The sequence below is a fragment of the Bhargavaea sp. GQ12 genome, assembly GCF_059758705.1.
Genome location: NZ_JCAXEU010000016.1, coordinates 19,588 through 36,623, shown reverse-complemented (window position 1 = coordinate 36,623; position 17,036 = coordinate 19,588). Strand labels below are relative to the sequence as shown.

General features: G+C 48.3%; 13 protein-coding genes. 7 read left to right on the top strand and 6 right to left on the bottom strand.

All coding sequences use genetic code 11. The features are described 5' to 3' along the window. Positions 1-60: 60 nt before the first annotated feature. The 6 genes from AC6CHQ_RS13095 to AC6CHQ_RS13070 all read left to right on the top strand — a co-directional run bounded on the left by AC6CHQ_RS13095 (position 61) and on the right by AC6CHQ_RS13070 (position 7,432). Entirely contained in the window at positions 61-1,230 is a 1,170-nt protein-coding gene (locus tag AC6CHQ_RS13095; protein ID WP_498081732.1) for an aminotransferase class I/II-fold pyridoxal phosphate-dependent enzyme, read from the top strand. Next, positions 1,214-2,920 (top strand): M20/M25/M40 family metallo-hydrolase, encoded by a 1,707-nt coding sequence (locus tag AC6CHQ_RS13090; protein WP_498081731.1) that lies wholly within the window; start codon positions 1,214-1,216, stop codon positions 2,918-2,920. Before AC6CHQ_RS13095 ends, AC6CHQ_RS13090 begins: the two co-directional genes overlap by 17 nt. Before the next feature lie 219 nt (positions 2,921-3,139). Next, positions 3,140-3,871: a FadR/GntR family transcriptional regulator gene (locus tag AC6CHQ_RS13085; RefSeq protein ID WP_498081730.1), complete on the top strand. Its 732-nt coding sequence runs from the start codon at positions 3,140-3,142 to the stop codon at positions 3,869-3,871. A gap of 14 nt (positions 3,872-3,885) precedes the next feature. Continuing rightward, the gene (locus tag AC6CHQ_RS13080) at positions 3,886-4,869 is read left to right on the top strand and encodes a fumarylacetoacetate hydrolase family protein (RefSeq protein ID WP_498081729.1); all 984 of its coding nucleotides are present in this window, start codon (positions 3,886-3,888) and stop codon (positions 4,867-4,869) included. Positions 4,870-4,939: 70 nt separating this feature from the next. Next, positions 4,940-6,523, top strand: coding sequence for a bifunctional 3-(3-hydroxy-phenyl)propionate/3-hydroxycinnamic acid hydroxylase MhpA (gene mhpA, locus AC6CHQ_RS13075; RefSeq protein ID WP_498081728.1), 1,584 nt, complete (start codon positions 4,940-4,942; stop codon positions 6,521-6,523). 18 nt (positions 6,524-6,541) lie between these two features. After that, a complete protein-coding gene (locus AC6CHQ_RS13070) occupies positions 6,542-7,432 on the top strand; it encodes a VOC family protein (RefSeq protein ID WP_498081727.1) in 891 nt (296 codons plus the stop codon). A gap of 273 nt (positions 7,433-7,705) precedes the next feature. Here the strand turns inward: AC6CHQ_RS13070 and AC6CHQ_RS13065 are convergent, their stop codons facing one another. The 6 genes from AC6CHQ_RS13065 to AC6CHQ_RS13040 all read right to left on the bottom strand — a co-directional run bounded on the left by AC6CHQ_RS13065 (position 7,706) and on the right by AC6CHQ_RS13040 (position 15,862). Continuing rightward, positions 7,706-8,719, bottom strand: coding sequence for a WxLIP family cell surface protein (locus tag AC6CHQ_RS13065; RefSeq protein ID WP_498081726.1), 1,014 nt, complete (start codon positions 8,717-8,719; stop codon positions 7,706-7,708). Between the two features lie 94 nt (positions 8,720-8,813). Further along, positions 8,814-9,485 carry a WxL domain-containing protein gene (locus AC6CHQ_RS13060; protein WP_498081725.1) on the bottom strand — a complete coding sequence of 224 codons (672 nt, stop codon included), beginning with the start codon at positions 9,483-9,485 and terminating at the stop codon, positions 8,814-8,816. A 171-nt stretch (positions 9,486-9,656) separates the two neighbouring features. Then, a complete protein-coding gene (locus AC6CHQ_RS13055; RefSeq protein WP_498081724.1) occupies positions 9,657-11,684 on the bottom strand; it encodes an Ig-like domain-containing protein in 2,028 nt (675 codons plus the stop codon). A gap of 285 nt (positions 11,685-11,969) precedes the next feature. Next, on the bottom strand, positions 11,970-13,163 hold the full coding sequence (locus tag AC6CHQ_RS13050; protein WP_498081723.1) for an iron-containing alcohol dehydrogenase: 1,194 nt from the start codon (positions 13,161-13,163) through the stop codon (positions 11,970-11,972). A gap of 166 nt (positions 13,164-13,329) precedes the next feature. Further along, positions 13,330-14,385 carry an aminopeptidase gene (locus tag AC6CHQ_RS13045; protein WP_498081722.1) on the bottom strand — a complete coding sequence of 352 codons (1,056 nt, stop codon included), beginning with the start codon at positions 14,383-14,385 and terminating at the stop codon, positions 13,330-13,332. Between the two features lie 40 nt (positions 14,386-14,425). Then, positions 14,426-15,862 (bottom strand): sodium:solute symporter family protein, encoded by a 1,437-nt coding sequence (locus AC6CHQ_RS13040; protein ID WP_498081721.1) that lies wholly within the window; start codon positions 15,860-15,862, stop codon positions 14,426-14,428. Between the two features lie 283 nt (positions 15,863-16,145). On the opposite strand from AC6CHQ_RS13040, the gene AC6CHQ_RS13035 reads away from it, so the two are divergent. After that, positions 16,146-17,036 (top strand): LysR family transcriptional regulator, encoded by an 891-nt coding sequence (locus AC6CHQ_RS13035; RefSeq protein ID WP_498081720.1) that lies wholly within the window; start codon positions 16,146-16,148, stop codon positions 17,034-17,036.

Sequence of the window (17,036 nt, the reverse complement as noted above, 5' to 3'; positions counted from 1 at the left end):
ATAATCCTTTCTCAAAAATAGAGCTGTATACAGTATACAAGCGAAGGAAGTGAAACTTGAATGCCCCCATTAATAAGCCCGCTCAACGAAAATGCCGCAGCAATCTCCATACCGGGCATCCGCGTTTTTGCAAACAAAGTAAACCTGCTTCCCGACGGCATTAACCTGACCATCGGCGAACCGGACTTTCCGACTCCGGAACCGATCAAACAGGCTGCTATCAGCGCCATCAACAACAATCTGACCGGCTATTCCCATAACGCAGGGCTGCTATTACTCCGCCAACGTGTTTCTGATCACTTTGAGAAAACTAGCGGATGCAGCTATGATCCTGAACATGAAATTCTGATCACAAACGGTGCAAGCAGCGGAATTGACGCCGCACTTCGGACGATTCTGAAGGAGGGAGATGAGGTTATCCTCCCTGCCCCGATCTACTCAGGATATGATCCGGTGATCAGGCTGGCCGGCGGTGTCCCTGTTTATCTGAATACGTCGGACACCGGCTTTAAGCCTGACCCCGACCGGCTTGAGGCACTCATCTCCCCCCGGACCAAAGCGGTCATCCTGAATTACCCGTCCAACCCTACCGGTGCCACGCTTGACCGGGATACGACCGACCGGCTTGCCGGTGTTCTGAGCCGCCATGATCTGTTCGTCATTTCGGATGAAATCTATAGCGAAAATGTTTACAGCGGAACGCACACTTCCCTAGCTTCGTATCCATCGCTTCAGAATCAGCTGATTCTGATCCACGGGCTATCCAAGTCCCACTCGATGACGGGCTGGAGAGTCGGATTCGTTCTCGCCCCCCAATTTCTGACTGAACAGATTCTGAAAGTCCATATGTCCAACTCCATATGCGCTTCCTTGCCCAGCCAGTACGCAGCGATTGAAGCGCTGAAAAACTGCCGGGACGTCCCGAAAGAGATGAACCGGGCTTATATCGAACGGAGAGATTTTGCCCACCGGCGGCTGAATGAAATGGGGCTGGACGTGGCGCTCCCGACAGGTGCCTTCTACTTATTCCCGTCCATCACGGGGACCGGACTTCCCTCCTGGACGTTTGCAGAGCAGCTTCTTGAACGTCAGCACGTCGCGGTCGTTCCAGGCGGGTCCTTCACCAAATACGGTGAAGGCTTTATCCGGATTTCTTATGCCACGTCCATGAATCAGCTTGAAAAAGGCCTTAACAGATTGGAGGCGTTCGTCCATGAACTCCACTCCTGAGCAAATGATAAAGGGAACAGATCTCTACGGGCACATCCGCAACCTGAACATCCATGAACAGGCCGAAGCCATCACCCGGCACCTCGTCGGTATCCCGAGCATCAATGGCACAGAAGGTGAAATCAGGGTTGTCCGAGAAATCCGTGACATTCTCTCTTCTTTCCCTTACTTCGTAGAGAATCCGGAAAACCTATGGCTGCAAAAAGTCGAAGGAGATGCGATCGGCAGGTACAATGTGTTCGCCCTCGTGGAAGGCCTTCCGGATTCCGATAGGACGATTCTTTACCACGCCCACATCGATACGGTCTCGGTGGAAGACTTTGGTCCGGCCAAACAACAGGCCTTCTCTCCAGATGAACTGGAGAACTATTTCAGGGAGCACTCGACAGATCCGACCCTGCGGGAAGAAGCCGGGTCCGGCGACTGGATGTTCGGCCGCGGTGCTGTTGACATGAAAAGCGGAGCCGCCGTCCACATCGCGAACCTCCTGTATTTTTCTGAACACCGGGATGAGCTGCCGGGAAATGTCCTCCTGCTCTGCAACGGTGACGAGGAAAGCGAACATAGCGGAATGGTCGGTGCTCTTGACGAACTGAACCGTTTGAAGGAACAATCCGGTTTTGATTTTGTATCTGCCATCAACACCGATTTCATCACTCCGCTTTATGAAGGGGATACGAAAAGGTATATCTATACCGGCACGGCAGGCAAAGTCCTCCCCTGCTTCCATATCTACGGCAGAGAGGTGCACGTTGGAGATACACTGGCCGGCATCGACCCGAGCTATCTGGCAGCCAAGCTCACGGAACGGATCCATAACCGTTATGAGCTGACCGAACGGATTCCGGGTGAACTTGTTTTGCCGCCGACCATCCTGCATCAGCGTGACACGAAAGAGATCTACACAGTCCAGACCGCCATGAGCAGCCATGTCTACTTTAATTATTTCATCTATGAACAGACGCCGAACCAGGTTCTTCAGATTCTGGCCCGCGAAGCGAAGGCAGTCTGCAGGGAAACGGAACAGTATTTCAGAGAGCAATACGAGCATTTTCTTTCCGTCACCGGGCACCCAGCCCGCGACTTGTCGTGGGACGTTGAGGTCACGACCTATGAAGAGTATGTTGACTATCTCTCGCACCACGAAATCGATGCTGCAGCCATAATCGGGGACGCACTGTCAGAAGCCTCCACCACGGATTTGAGGGAACTGGGCTTCCATATTGTCCAGGCCCTCCAGGAAGCCGATCCGTTCAAGAAGCCAAGGATCATCCTGTTCTTCGCTCCGCCGTTCCTTCCTCATAATTACCTGAGGGCGGACCATATAAGAGACAGCCGGATCCGCCAGGCCGTTTCGGATGTGCTGAATAAAGTCAGTGAAGAGACCGGCGAGTACTTTGAGCTCAAGAAATTCTTCCCGAGCCTGGCAGACGGAAGCTTCCTGTCCTTTCACGAAACAGCCGGCCAATTAGAACCTCTAACCGAGAACATGCCTGCTTGGGGCGAGCCATACTCCATTCCGTTTGACCGGATCCGGTCACTCGACATCCCCTCCATTACGATGGGTGTCTACGGAAAGGACGGCCACAAATGGACGGAGCGGCTCTACAAGCCATATTCTTTCGGCGTATTGCCGGGACTGATCAGGAAAGCTACGGTAAGATTGCTTGAGGGTGAGGAAACCAAATAGATTCGTTAAGCACACCATTGGGATGACCCAATGGTGTGTTTGTCTCTCGCCTCATTATTTTTATCTTCTCACCAATCCCCTATTGACACCCCATCCCCAACTCGCTTATCATACGATTAAATAATATTTATCTGAAAACATAGTAAATATTATTTTATTCATGATTGCTTCTTGGAGGCGATATACTGGTTACGACTATACAGACTGTAGGTGATTAAGATGCGGGTTAAAAGTCGGAGCGAGGAAGTCGTCAATGCGATCGGAAAAGACATCGTGAACGGAGTCATCTCCCCGGGAGAGCGTCTTCCCAAAGTGGAGGAACTCAGCGAGGATTACGGCGTGAGCCGGACGGTGATGCGGGAGGCGCTGCAAGGATTGGCTGCCCGGAAGATCATCCGTGCCAATCAGCGCTCAGGCACCGTTGTACTTCCGCGTGATGAATGGCAGCTCTGGGACTTGAGTGTTATGTCGTGGCTGAGCGAGTCCGAACAGCGAAATGAAAAGTTTCTTCTCGATCTTACTGAAGTGAGGTTGGGGCTGGAACCCGATGCGGCAGCACTGGCAGCCAAAAATGCGACAGAAGAAGAGAAAGCCAAAATCACCGCATGCTTCGAGCGCCTCGAACAGACACTGGACGATCCAAAGGCCTGGGCAGCGGCGGACTATGACTTCCACTTGAGCATCATCGAGGCCACCAACAACCAGCTCATGGCCGGCCTGCTGAAACTATTGCACAAAGGCCTGATCCTGAGCCGTGAAAAAACGGTCACCTCCTTGAACGAGCACACCGAACTGCAACAGGAACAGCCGACAACCGAGATCCTGAACCGGCACCGGAACCTTTATGAAGCAGTAATCTCAGGCGATGCGGAACAAGCAAAAGCCGTAATGACCGACATGATTCTAAGGGTGCGGCAGCTGATTGAAGCAACACAAGAACAGCAAATCTGAAGGGAGTTTTGAAGATGGGGATCAAACTTGTACGTTTTGAACATCAGGGGACAAACAAATGGGGCGTCGTTGACGGGGAGAACGTAAAGGTCCTGAACAACAGTGCCAAAACGCTTGCCGAATTCCTTGAGAATGGACAAGCAGAAGCAAGAGAAGCGCTTAACAACGACACGCTCCAAACAGTGGCACTTTCCGAAGTCACCCTCCTGAGCCCAGTCACCAAGCCGGCGAAAATCGTTTGCCAGGGGGCCAACTATTCCACGCACCGCGCAGAAGCCGGCATGGAAGCCAAACGTCCGCCGTTCAACATGATTTTCGGCAAGGCGAACAGTTCCCTCACCGGTGCCTATGACACAGTCGTGAGCCCTGAACACGTTAAGCTCCTCGATTATGAAATCGAACTCGGACTCGTGATCGGCAAGGACATCACGGAAGAAACGGCAGTCACAGACGACAACCTGCATGAATATCTGGCAGGCCTCGTCGTTGCCAACGATATTTCCGCGCGGGACGTCCAGCTTGTCCAGGGCCAGTGGCTAAAAGGCAAAAGCTACCGCACGTTCTGCCCTACCGGACCATATCTTTACCTGCTGGACAAGGAAGACATTCCGAACATCCACAACCTGGAACTCAAGCTGTGGGTAAATGACGAAATCCGACAGGAAGCCAACACGGAACAACTGTTGTTCAAGCCTTCCGAAACGATCGCTGAACTGTCCGGCGTCATGGACTTTGATAAAGGCGACATGATCCTTTCCGGTACAACAGGCGGCGTGGCGCTTAACCTGACGCCTGAGCTTCTGGCCACCGTCTCCAATCCGACCATCGATGCCAACCACCGATTGGAAGTGCTTGTTGAAGCGCAAAGCAAAAGCAACCGCTACCTGAAAGACGGCGATGTGATCCGCACTAGCATCAAGAGCGCCGACGGAAAAATCGATCTCGGCGAACAGAAAAACAAGGTACAGGCACCCGCTCTCGTCTCTTCCAAGGCATAAATCAATCGGGTGCCCTGCACCCACGGCTGAATTGTATGCGCTTACACTCACATGAAGATGGAGGTTAAACATGACGAATACACACGCTTATGACGTGATTGTGATCGGCTACGGCCCGGTCGGCAAAATGGTTTCCGCCCTGCTTGGGCAGAAAGGCTGGAAAGTCGGTGTTTTCGAGCGGTATGACCGTCCGTATGGCCTGCCCCGGGCGGTGAAATATGACCACGAAATTACTCGCCTGCTTCAGAAAATTTGCCCTGTCGAGGACATTCAGAGGATTTCAGTAAAGGTGCCTGACAACTACGTCTGGTGCAACGCCGACCGGGTTCCCCTCCTCGAAATCGACTGGTCGCAGGACGGCATCTCCGGCTGGCCGGCTGACATGCTGTTCAACCAGGCCGAACTGGAAACGATCATGAATGAAGCCTGTGAAAGCCTGCCTTCAGTTAATATCAATCTCGGCTACAACGCGATTCATCTCGATGAGCACGAAGATCAGGTCAATGTCTTGTTCAAGTCCATCAATGGTGAAGTGATCAATACGGCCGCCAAGTATGTCATCGGCTGTGACGGCGCGAACAGCTTTGTCCGTGACAACATGGAGCACACCATCACTGATCTCGGATTCTACAATGACTTCCTCATTGTGGACATCATCCCGACAGAAGATATGGAATTCAAGCCGATGAACCTGCAGGTCTGTGACCCGAAGCGGCCGACCACCTGCGTGTCCGGCGGGCCCGGCAGAAGGCGCTGGGAATTCATGCTCCTTCCCGGAGAAACCAAGGAAGAGTTTAAAAGCGAAGAGGTCGCATGGAATCTCCTGAAGTCGTGGGGCATCCATCCTGGAAATGCAAAGATGGAACGTCATGCGGTCTATACATTCAAGGCCAAGTGGGTCGATCAATGGCGCAAAAACCGGCTGTTTTTGGCCGGGGACGCCGCTCACCTCACCCCGCCTTTCATGGGACAGGGCATGTCATCCGGTATCCGGGACGCCGCCAATCTGGCCTGGAAGATGGATCTGCTTCTGAAAGGCACCACCGACGAGTCGATTCTCGACACATACACTGAAGAGCGCAAACCCCATATGGAAAAGCTGATCGAGGCTGCCATTTACCTCGGGAAAATCATCTGCACCACGGATGTGGAACGTGCTAAACAGCGGGATGAACAGTTCCTGAGCGGAAACTTCCCTCCGTTCCCCGCTTTCCCGACGCTCACAGAAGGTGTATTCGATAGGAGCGGAAGCGAAAAAGAGGTCGGATTGACCGGGCATCTTTCCCCTCAAGGAATGGTCCAATACAACGGCACCAGCGGATTGTTCGATGACGTCGTCGGCAAAGGCTGGGTGCTCATGGGATGGAACCATGATCCGAAAGAACTGCTGGATGATCAGCAGATTCAGATGCTTGAGGACATCGGGGCGGTGTTTGCCAAAGTCGTCCCGAAAGATCAGCCTGAACCGGCTGCAGTGATTGATACAGAAGGAACGTACGAAGAATTCTTCCGAAGCAATGGCGCTGAAATCGCCCTGTTCCGCCCGGATTTCTACATTTACGGTGTCCGAGCACAGAAAGAAGAACTGCCAGCATTGATCCAAGGCCTTTCCGATCAGCTTACCCGACAGTCCAACTTGGCGAATGCCCGATAAATCAGGAGGTAGATGAAAATGACAAACGTGAAAGCATTCCGGCTGGTGTATGTGAACTTTGCTTCCCCAAACGCTGAAAAGTTGAAGGATTACTATATCCGAACGATGGGTTACATCCTGACGAAGGAAGAAAGTGGCGTCATTTATCTGAGCAACGGCTTCGACCACCACAACATCATCATCACCCCTGCCCTGGAGAAAAAAGTCCTGAGCTACGGCTACCAGCTGGACGGAAAGCTGACACACGAAGAAGTCCAGGCCGAACTCAAAGAAATCGGGATCTCTTCTATCGTGAAAACGGACGCTATCCCGGGCGTTTCCGAACTGGTCGAACTCCATGACCCGGACGGCAACACCGTCCACATCTTCAATGAAATCGAGCATCCTGCACCAGGCTTCGGCCAATCGGGCATCGTCCCGCAGAAACTCGGCCACCTCGCCTTCTACGCCAAAGACTTCAAGAATGTCATCAAGTTCTACGAGGACGCACTCGGATTCATGTTCAGCGACCAGATCGGCGAAGACTTCGCCAACTTCCTCACCTGCAACACCGACCACCACGTCATCAACATCGTCGCATCCGAAACCAAAAGCCAGACGCTGCACCATATCGCGTTCCAACTCAAAGACGCCAGCCACCACACCATCAGCAGTGACTTGCTTGCCAAACACGGCCACCCCGTCATCTGGGGCCCGTCCCGCCACACCTCCGGCCATAACATCGCCACCTATCACTATGACCCCGACGGCAATGTCGTCGAACTGTTCACCGACATGGACGTCTATGTGCCGGAACTCGGAATCTACGAACCCCGCCCATGGCACGAATTCCTCCCGCTCAAGCCACGGGTATGGGACGGCCTCAGCGCCTGGGGAACCGAATTCGAAGTCGATCTGGCGAATGTCTGAAAGAAGCCGGCAACCCTCTTTTATGGAGGATTGCCGGCTTTTTTGGTTTGGTAAGAACTCAGGTGGCGTTCGTTGTATCTCAGGCCTGGATGGTGGGAGTTCAGATAGGTGGAGGTTGTGATTCGCGGGCGATTGGTAGCGATTCACTTTTCAGAGACCGCAGACAAAAACCCTTTTGTGAGATCCAAAAGGGTTTTTATTAATAGGATTTATCGGGATGATCATACTTCCATATTTTCTTTCACTTACTCGAGAAATCAGAGCGAATATTTTCTACTCGTTATTGCCGCGCTTCAACTTCCGAATATAAACAACCAACGAAAGGATAATAATTAGGAGCACTACAATACCAACAATATACCAAACCGTGTTAGTATTCTCGTCTTCCAATTCTACGGCACTTTCGTTGAGGGCTTCATCAGATTCACTTATTGAGAATTTCTCCTGCCATTGCCATTCATGATCTCCGTCAGATGCAGTCATTTCCAATAGATAGTTTCCTGCTTGGAGCGGTTCGTTATTCCAGTCAATAACATAATCCATGGCTGAGTTTGGGGCCATGTTCATGTTTTCCTGGTTTTTCTCTTTGATCGCTGCTGAATCTCCTTCTACATAGACTTTCGCCTCGATAGAAAGGTTATCCACGATCACCGGCTGGCTGTTTTGAATGTTTGTCACCACCGCAGTTCGGTGATTAACCAATCCCGGTTCAATCGAAGTCAAATTGAGTTCAGGGGCCACTTCTTCATCATTTCCGGAAATCTGGAGCCCGATGATATAAGCATATTTGTTTTGGATTTGCACCCCTTCTCCATTCGACAGTTCCTCTGGCACCTTTTCAAAATGGAGTCCACCAAGTTTCACTCCATCAAATGGCGAACCTGGAACTTTCAATGTAGCAGTAAGGGTTTCTGAGCCGGACGCGGGCACCGAAATTTCGTCTTTTTCCAAAGAAACCAATTCGGTGATCGGCTGCTCCAGGCTTGGATCTAGTTCATCCTGTTCTTCGTAGACAATTAAGCCATTGCTATTTGTCGAAGCATTTCTCACTGCAGTACGTACGGTAATCTCCTGATCTTCATGATTATAGATGGTGACCTTCAATTCCTGTTCCTGGTTTGGTTCTACACGGAGATCAAAATAGGATACATTTTGATTAACTTGATTATCCGGCAGTTCTGCTTTAACAGAGTAGCCGACGGGTTCGTCTGCAGAGACCACCATAATCGGGCTCATCGTGACATATAGGATTAGTAAAAGCAGGATGCCTGATATTCGCTTGAACATCATTCACTCTCCTCTCATCATTTTCGAAAACGACAATAAATCCTCCCATCTATCAAAAGACAGACTTGGGAGGATAATGATTGGCTTATTGTATTTACTGGCCAGGTCCCGCAGTCAATGTCCAAGTGATCACAGCAGTATGGTTCCCCTGTGTCGCCATGCCCGCCGGGACTTCCAAAGTCACATTCTCATTGGACTCTGTATTTCCCGCCAGCCATCGGGTGATCCAAGAGCCGAGACCTGCATTTTGATCAGCAGTGACAATCTTTACCTCGGCCCCGCCCGGATTCAATTCAACCGGATTATTCGGAACAGGTGCGTCACTTTTACTTGTCGAAATGACACTACCATTTGAAAGAGTCAACAACGAACCTGGCAGCGTTACTTGCTCTTCAAAAGTAAAGTTACTCATCTGCGCAGTCACGTTCCAGCCCTCACCAGTGCCCCGTCTGTCTGTAACTTGGATAAACGGGCGCAAAGTCGAAGATTGATATTTTTGAGCGGTCGTTTTAATTTCATTTTCCCCAAAGTTGATGGAAGAAACATAATCGAGAGTAAGGGGCCCTGTTTCTCCAGTGCCTGTATCTGTCGGGTCGGTTGGTTCATAAGGGTTTTCTGGGTTTTCCGGGTCAAGAACCTCTGGTGCTCCAGCCCCTGGAGTAAAAGTGATCGTAGCATTGGATGTCGCAGCACTTACACTTGATGTAATCGAAAAAGCTGCAAGAAGACTTAATACGGACAATGATACTTTTTTATATACTTTCATGATTGAACTCTCCCTCTTTAACTTTTGGAACGGTTAACTCTCGTATATCAGAAGCACTACTGTTTTTATTAACCATTTCTCACTACTATATTAACGGATTATTTTACCAAAATCCACATAATAAATGATTCTTTTAGTCTAATTTTCGACATTTAAAATGAGTCTTTTATCTCACGGCGCATCCACCAATGTCCAAGTGATTGTTGTTTCATATGATTTGGCGCGTGCGTTTCCGGCATTAACTTCAATCAGCGGTCCTTGGTCCTCCGACCACTTAATTGAAGTCATCTGCTGTTGGTCTGTATTTCCGGAATAAACTTCAATAGGACCATTTGTTAATGGAAAACTATTGTTGTTTTCATCTACAAATACAAGTGAATCAGGTAAACGATGAGTGCCATCAATCGTTGTCAGTGGTTGTTCCGCTTCAGCCAAAACACGGAAACCGCTGCCCGGTCCCCTTGTATCAATAATAGTCAGTGACCATTCTGGATCATTTCTAGGAACCCTTATGACTCCAGGCTCTATAACGGTCGGTTTAAAAGCAAGATTCTCTGGTACATGGTAGAAAGAGATAGTTGCTTCGATGACCGTAACTTCAGTTGCCTCACTCATATTACCCGCTCCGTCGATCAGAACAACTGATATCACGGTGTCAGGTTCCTGCCTTGGAATCTCCACGGAGAAAATACCATCATCATTAACTTTACCTTGGTACGCTTCACTGCCAATAGCCACCACAACGGCCGCGCCCGGCTCTCCAGTTCCGGTAACTTTCTCATGCCTGTCATTAAGACTGTTGACAAATGGGGCTTCAGGGGCCGTCACATCACTATTTTTCACAATGACAGTCGTCGGAAGACTCTCATTGCCGGCTGCATCGGTTAATGTAACCACGATCTCCGTACCGGGTACCTGATACGGAATGGCCACCGAGAAGGTACCGTCTTCATTTACCGATCCAGTGAAGAGTTCTTCTGAGATGGATACCTTTACAGTTGCATAGGGTTCACCGGTACCGGAAACTTCGGTTTCCTCATCAGTCAAATCGTTCAATAGTGGAGCTTCTGGCGGAGTGGTATCCATTACGATGACACTTGCAGGCTCACTCTCATTACCGGCTGCATCCGTCAATGTAACCGCCAGAACAGTATCAGCTTTCTGGGCAGATATCGCGACTGAAAAGGTGCCGTCGGCCGCTACTGTTCCCGTCCATACTTCCCCTTTAGAAGAAGCAACTTCAATTTGAGTTCCCGCTTCACCTGTGCCGGTTAAAACAGCATCCTGATCAGTCACTGGATTAACGAGCGGCACATCGGGAGCGGTCGCATCCTGAACAATCAGTGTTAGCGCATCACCGGATTTAACTCCTAATCCGTTGTAAGCCTGGACCGTCAAAACTGTGCCTGCAGATTGAACGGGGATCGGCACTGAATAAGGTTTATTCGAACCCAGCCCGACGTCCATTCTTCCCAGCTCAGTTCCACCGCGGAACACACGCACACTTGTTGCGGTGCTCCGCTTCTTGATGCCTGTCACAACAGAGTCCTTATCAGTGACCGGATTAGCTGTTAAGTCGTCATTTTGAATCATGGAAATAAAGTCGCTTGCCCCCTCTATGCCAAGTAGCGATAAATTGACCAGTGGAGATTTCGTAGCATAGGCAAAGAATCGATGAGTACCGCTGGGAGCTTCAGGAAGGGAAATACCCATTACGTCCAGATCGATGATCAGGTCGGCTCTCAGATTCGATGCAACACTAACATCCAGAGCTGCAAACCTTGCGGCCTCTATCGTTGTGTGTTCAGGAGTAACCGTTAAGTCGTCCCCTTTGAGTGTACCGAACGCTATAGGGACCAAACCCAACAGCAGATTCTGCCTGAATTCGACCCGCGTAGCCTCTTTAAAATTCGGCAGTTCCATGATGTCTCTGAACTCTGTCGGGAACCGATAATAAAAATGCTGCTCTGTCAGGGCACCGAGATTCAAAAGGACGAGACCGCTGATCCTTAAGCGAAGCTCATTCGTTGTAGCGTTATAAGACGCATCTAAATCTTGCCCACTTAGCAATGCCAAATCCAGCAATCCCGCTGCTTGGACTTGGTTGTCTCGGTTTGGATCTAAAGAGAAAGGAACCGTTATAAAGAGCAGCATCAAAGTAAGCATTAAAATAAATAATCTCTTTGACCGTTTAACCATCTGTTCTCTCACCAGCCATATATTTTCGTTGGAGCATATAAATTGGATAAACTAGGATGTATAACAGGATAATCATACCATGAAATAAGTCATAGTCACGTAAATAACTCTGGCATTTCGGTGACAGAACCATACAATAAAAAAAGCTTGAAGAGTATCCTCTTCGAGCAGAGCATTTAGCTATTTCTTCTTACTCTCCTATGCCTTCCCATCACCCCATCCATAAACACCGCTCTAAACTTAAAGACCCGACAAGCAACCGCCTGTCGGGTCTCTCCATTTCACTTACTGATTCACTCGCTCAACCGCCTGGTAATTATAGACGATCTGATAAAGCTCCATGATTTCCTCACCAGTCGGCACCTTCGGGTTGTTCCCGGGGCTGCCGCTGTCCAGGGCATCTTTGGCCATCTTTTCTCTGGCGTTCATGAATTCCACTTCATCGATGCCCCATTCCTTAAGGTTCGGGATGTTCAATGAATGGCAGAGTTCTTTCACAGCCTGCACAGTCCGTTCCGCGGCTTCTTCATCCGTCATTTCTTCATTCGGAGAGAAGATCCGGCCGATGTCCGCCAGCCGCTCCACGCAGGCGTCCTTGCTGTATTCCAGGACCGCCGGCAGCAGCATCGCATTGGAGAAGCCGTGCGGGACATGGAACAGCGCGCCGATCGGGCGGGACATGCCGTGGACCAGGCAGACGGAAGCGTTCGAGAAGGCCATGCCCGCCTGCAATGCCGCCAGCGACATCGCTTCTTTCGCTTCAAGGTCTTCCGAGTTGTCGTAAGCTCGCTGTAGATTGGCCGCGATCAGACGGATGGCGGAAAGGGCCAGCATGTCCGTCATCGGATGGGCCTTCTTGGAGATGTACGCCTCGATGGCGTGGCTGAGCGCATCGACGCCCGTTGCGGCGGTCACCTTTTCCGGTGTGGAAAGCGTCATCAGCGGATCGACAATCGCGGCCTCCGGCATGAGCGCGGGCTGCTTGATCATCATCTTTACTTGGGTCGTGGTGTTGGTAATGACAGTCGCGTCCGTCGCCTCGGCTCCCGTTCCGGCAGTAGTCGGAATGGCGATGTGCGGAACCGGCCGCTGATCAGCCAGTTTCCGGCCGCCCATATAGTCCCCGATATAGCCACCGTTCGTAGCCAAGATCGACACCGCCTTCGCCGTATCGATGCAGCTCCCGCCCCCAAGGGAGATGATCAGGTCGCAACGCTCTTCTCCGAAGATACGCAGCGCCTCCGCCACAAAGTCATCGGTCGGTTCCGACGCCACTCCCAAGTAGATAGCGCTTTCAATTTCATCCTCTTGAAGCAGCTTCCGGCACTCATCAATATAACCGAGCTTTTCCATGATGGTATCACTAATGATCAGTGACTTGCTCCCCTTCAAGTTCATCGCCTGCTTGCCCACCTGCTGAAACGCCCCCTGCAGATAGACAATCGACGGCGGTGTCAGGAACTCTTGACTCGTATTCATGATGTTTCCCCCTTTGTTTGAACGACGTTCTGGGAAAAGCGTAGCTTACCAGAAGTAGAGGTGTCAATGTATTATGTTATTTCTGTCTTCTTTAATGTTTATCGCAATATAAAAAGGTCGCTTGGAAATTCCAGGCGACCTGATATTTTTTATCCCAATTTGCCTATCAGTTATGAATCAGCTGATTTTTATCCGAGTCGATATAATATCCTGATAACTTTGGAATGTCTTTAGAAACAATTCTTCCATCTCGGAAAATTTCCTTGCCATCTAGTTTAATTGTCGGGAACCAGAAGATATTATCGAAATGCCCATTTACTTTAAGTTCCCCCCCCATTGTAGATTCATTATTGCCCATACCCACATGGCCAGTTCCGTAAATTGATTCATCTTCGATGAATTGACCTCTCAGTTTAGCTTTTGGATTCAAACCAATTCCCAGCTCAGCGACTTGCCTAATTCCAGGGTCACCAACTTCTTCTATACGTGTTTCCAGTAACGCCGCTTCTTTTCCGCCATCGATTTTAGTAATGGTACCATCTTGCACAGTTACATAAATAGGTTCACTTACCATTCCAATCGCTGAATGAGCTGCATCAACAACAATTGTCCCCTGAGTTGTGCCTTCCAGCGGAGCAATATTTGCTTCAACGCAAGGCGGTGCAGCAAAGTTATCTGCGTATTCCTTCTTGCCCTTATGCAACCAACCATGCTCCAGATCAATATTATAGCGCCCCTTCAAATTAAACCATAAGTTGGTCCCAGCTGGAGTCGTAACTTCTGCTTCATTAGCTTCTGTAAGCATTTGGTTTACAATCATCACTGTTTCTTTAATCTCACCGAAAGGCGTTTCCACCATGGTTCTGGCAAACAGTTCATCATCGACAGAAGGTATTGTGAGGCAGCGGACTCCTGCACGACTAGCGTCCCGACGCGCCTGAGTATGACTCATCGACCATACTGTTGGCATAAATACCACGTCGGCGGCCTTCATTGCTTCTGCAACAGTCTTATTAGGATTTTGTCCATGCAACCTACCGTAGACAGGCATAACAATTAAATCAACATTCTTTGTAACCGTTAGAGCTGCTGCCATAATAGCTTCTCCATATTTAAGACTCGCAGTGTCGGTAATAACCAATACATCTTCTCCAGGTTCTACCTTTGCACATTCGGTTACCAATACAGCTGCACCTCTGAAAATGTCCGGGCGTACGTTCAATATTCTTCATCCTCTCATTTTTTACTTCATTAGATTTAAATTAGTGTTGCTGTAATCGAGAAAACATCGTAAAGACTTTCTCAGATGGTTGCGTAAGCTTACTGACTACTATAATTAATGTCAGAGATATAACTAATGTTGGGATGATAGGATCAATGGAAGAAGAAACCAAGCCTATCATCTGTCCAAGCCTCCAACCGATTGCAATGACTGCTCCTGAAACTATACCGGCCCATGCAGCCTGCTTGGTCATGTTCCGATAATACATACTCAATAGAATGACCAGACCGCCTGCACTTCCGGCGATTGCATAGGAGATATTCATCATCTCAATAATAGAACCTGGTCTCCAAATCCCAATTGGAATAGCCACAATCCCCAGAAGCAGAACAACATACTTTGAATACCTAAGGATTTGTTGTTCCGTTGCATCTTTGTTGATGAGAGTTTTATAGATATCACGGGTCAAACTTGTCGCTGCAGTTAGCAACCAGGTGTTTACAGAAGATAAGATCCCTACGAAAATTGAAGCCATCCCGAGCCCAACAAGGAATCCTGGCGCATGATCAAACAGTGAAATAATCCAAATGGTCTCAGCATCAGCAACTGTTGGATATAAAATCTTCGCTGCTGTGGCAGTTGCAAATATGAGAATCCAAAACGGTAAATACAATATTGAAATTCCGATACCCGCTTTAATAATTTCTCGCTCATTTTTTGCAGTAAAGAAACGGGTTAAGAAGCCGGGATGGCCAAGATATCCCAAACTCCAAATGATCACCCAAGAAATGGAGGCAAAGATACCAACGTTACTAGTATTCGTAAAGTATTCAGGGGATTGAGTAATTACAGTTGAAGTAATTTCTCCCCATCCGCCTGCTGCTTGAATAATGATTGGGAAGATAATAATTGAGACGAAAAGAAGGATGAACATAGCGATAAAATCACTATTAAGGACAGCATACATTCCTCCAATGACTGTAAGGAGAGCTGTTACAATCCCAATTATCAAAACTCCTGTTGAATAGTTCATTCCGAACATATTTTCAAACAGTAGTCCTCCTTGCACATACAGGGTCCCCATCAGAATAACCATCCACACAGTAATGAGTATGGAGAATACAGGTCTTAGTAGTGGGCTATCAAAGCGTTCGGCTAAGTATTCCGGGATAGTAAATTTACCAAACCGACGAAGCTTGGGACCGATGAAGAAACACATAATGAAAAACCCTACTGAACACCCAACTAGTATCCAAAATACAGAGGCTCCTGTGTTATAAAAGGAAGCTTGCATTCCAAGAAAGGCCGCTCCACTGATTGTAGAAGCCATTAGAGATCCTAAGATCAAATACCAAGGGGCTTTCCTTTCGGCAATGAAGAAAGAAGTAGTATCTTTAATTTTCGTGAATGACCTTACAGATACAAAGACCACAAGAGCAATTACAAGAAAAAATGCAACTAAGGCCCAAAAGTCCATCCTTTTCCCTCCCCACAGTTTTTACTCTTGTGCCTCCCACGGGTATCTACCTTTTTTCAGCCAATAAGCCCCTAAAACGATTGCGGCAACAATGTTGACTAAACTTACTAAGATAATGGCGTACATATCAGTAAGCCAACCCAATTTCGCACCTCCTCCAAATATTCTGTAAATTTAGTATAAATATATTCTAAGTGAATGTATAATATATATTTAATACTCTGCCTATATCTTTTCGATATAAATAAAACTTGCTTGTGCAGTTTTGCAGACGGAGGGTTATATGGAACTAAGGCATTTACGTTATTTTGTTGCGGTGGCAGAAGAGTTGAGTTTTACAAAAGCGGCTGAGCGTTTACAAATGGCGCAACCCCCTTTAAGTCAGCAGGTAAAAAAGCTAGAGGAATACCTAGGGGTTTCTTTATTAAACAGAACACAGCGAAAAGTAGAATTAACTGAAGCTGGGCAGACTTTTTTAGAAAGGTGCTATGAAATCATAGGTCTTGCCAGCTATTCAGCAGAAGAGGCGATTAGGGTACAGAACGGAGAGATGGGACAGCTGGTTTTGGGTTTTACCGGGTCTATTACTTTTGATGTGCTTCCAAAAATTCTAAGAATATATAAAGCCGCATATCCCAAAGTTCATATCATCCTTAAACAATTAACAACTTCCGAGCAAATGGAAGCGCTCAATTCTGGTTCTATTGATGTAGGATTACTTGTCTCTCCAGTTGAGAGCACGACATTAGAACTTGTGGATCTACATGATGAAACCTTCCTAGCAGTTCTTCCAAGACATCATTGGTTAGCAAGTTCGGATGATGCCATAAATCCATATTTATTGAAAAATGAATCGTTTATTATTACTCCAAGAAAAGTCGGGGCCGCATATTATGACGCGACAATTAGTTTTTTGCAGAGTTACGGAATTACTCCAAAAATATCTTTTGAAACGCAAGAATTAAATACTAGCGTTGCTCTTGTCGCAGCCGGATTGGGAATAGCACTTCTCCCAAAGTCTATACAGTCACTACGGAACCCTAATATAGTCTACAAGGAATTAGAAAAAAGCTTTACAACAACAATTTCTATTGCATATAGCAAGAAAAGGACTCTGCCTCTTGTAAATCCGTTTATTGAATTGATAAAGGAGCATTTTATTGAGGAGAATTGA

Excerpts from the sequence above, each read along its gene's own strand:
- AC6CHQ_RS13070 (WP_498081727.1), top strand. The coding sequence starts at position 6,542 with ATGACAAACGTGAAAGCATTCCGGCTGGTGTATGTGAACTTTGCTTCC.
- AC6CHQ_RS13050 (WP_498081723.1), bottom strand. The coding sequence starts at position 13,163 with ATGAATACGAGTCAAGAGTTCCTGACACCGCCGTCGATTGTCTATCTG.
- AC6CHQ_RS13040 (WP_498081721.1), bottom strand. The coding sequence starts at position 15,862 with ATGGACTTTTGGGCCTTAGTTGCATTTTTTCTTGTAATTGCTCTTGTG.
- AC6CHQ_RS13095 (WP_498081732.1), top strand. The coding sequence starts at position 61 with ATGCCCCCATTAATAAGCCCGCTCAACGAAAATGCCGCAGCAATCTCC.
- AC6CHQ_RS13060 (WP_498081725.1), bottom strand. The coding sequence starts at position 9,485 with ATGAAAGTATATAAAAAAGTATCATTGTCCGTATTAAGTCTTCTTGCA.
- mhpA (WP_498081728.1), top strand. The coding sequence starts at position 4,940 with ATGACGAATACACACGCTTATGACGTGATTGTGATCGGCTACGGCCCG.
- AC6CHQ_RS13080 (WP_498081729.1), top strand. The coding sequence starts at position 3,886 with ATGGGGATCAAACTTGTACGTTTTGAACATCAGGGGACAAACAAATGG.
- AC6CHQ_RS13090 (WP_498081731.1), top strand. The coding sequence starts at position 1,214 with ATGAACTCCACTCCTGAGCAAATGATAAAGGGAACAGATCTCTACGGG.
- AC6CHQ_RS13055 (WP_498081724.1), bottom strand. The coding sequence starts at position 11,684 with ATGGTTAAACGGTCAAAGAGATTATTTATTTTAATGCTTACTTTGATG.
- AC6CHQ_RS13085 (WP_498081730.1), top strand. The coding sequence starts at position 3,140 with ATGCGGGTTAAAAGTCGGAGCGAGGAAGTCGTCAATGCGATCGGAAAA.
- AC6CHQ_RS13035 (WP_498081720.1), top strand. The coding sequence starts at position 16,146 with ATGGAACTAAGGCATTTACGTTATTTTGTTGCGGTGGCAGAAGAGTTG.
- AC6CHQ_RS13065 (WP_498081726.1), bottom strand. The coding sequence starts at position 8,719 with ATGTTCAAGCGAATATCAGGCATCCTGCTTTTACTAATCCTATATGTC.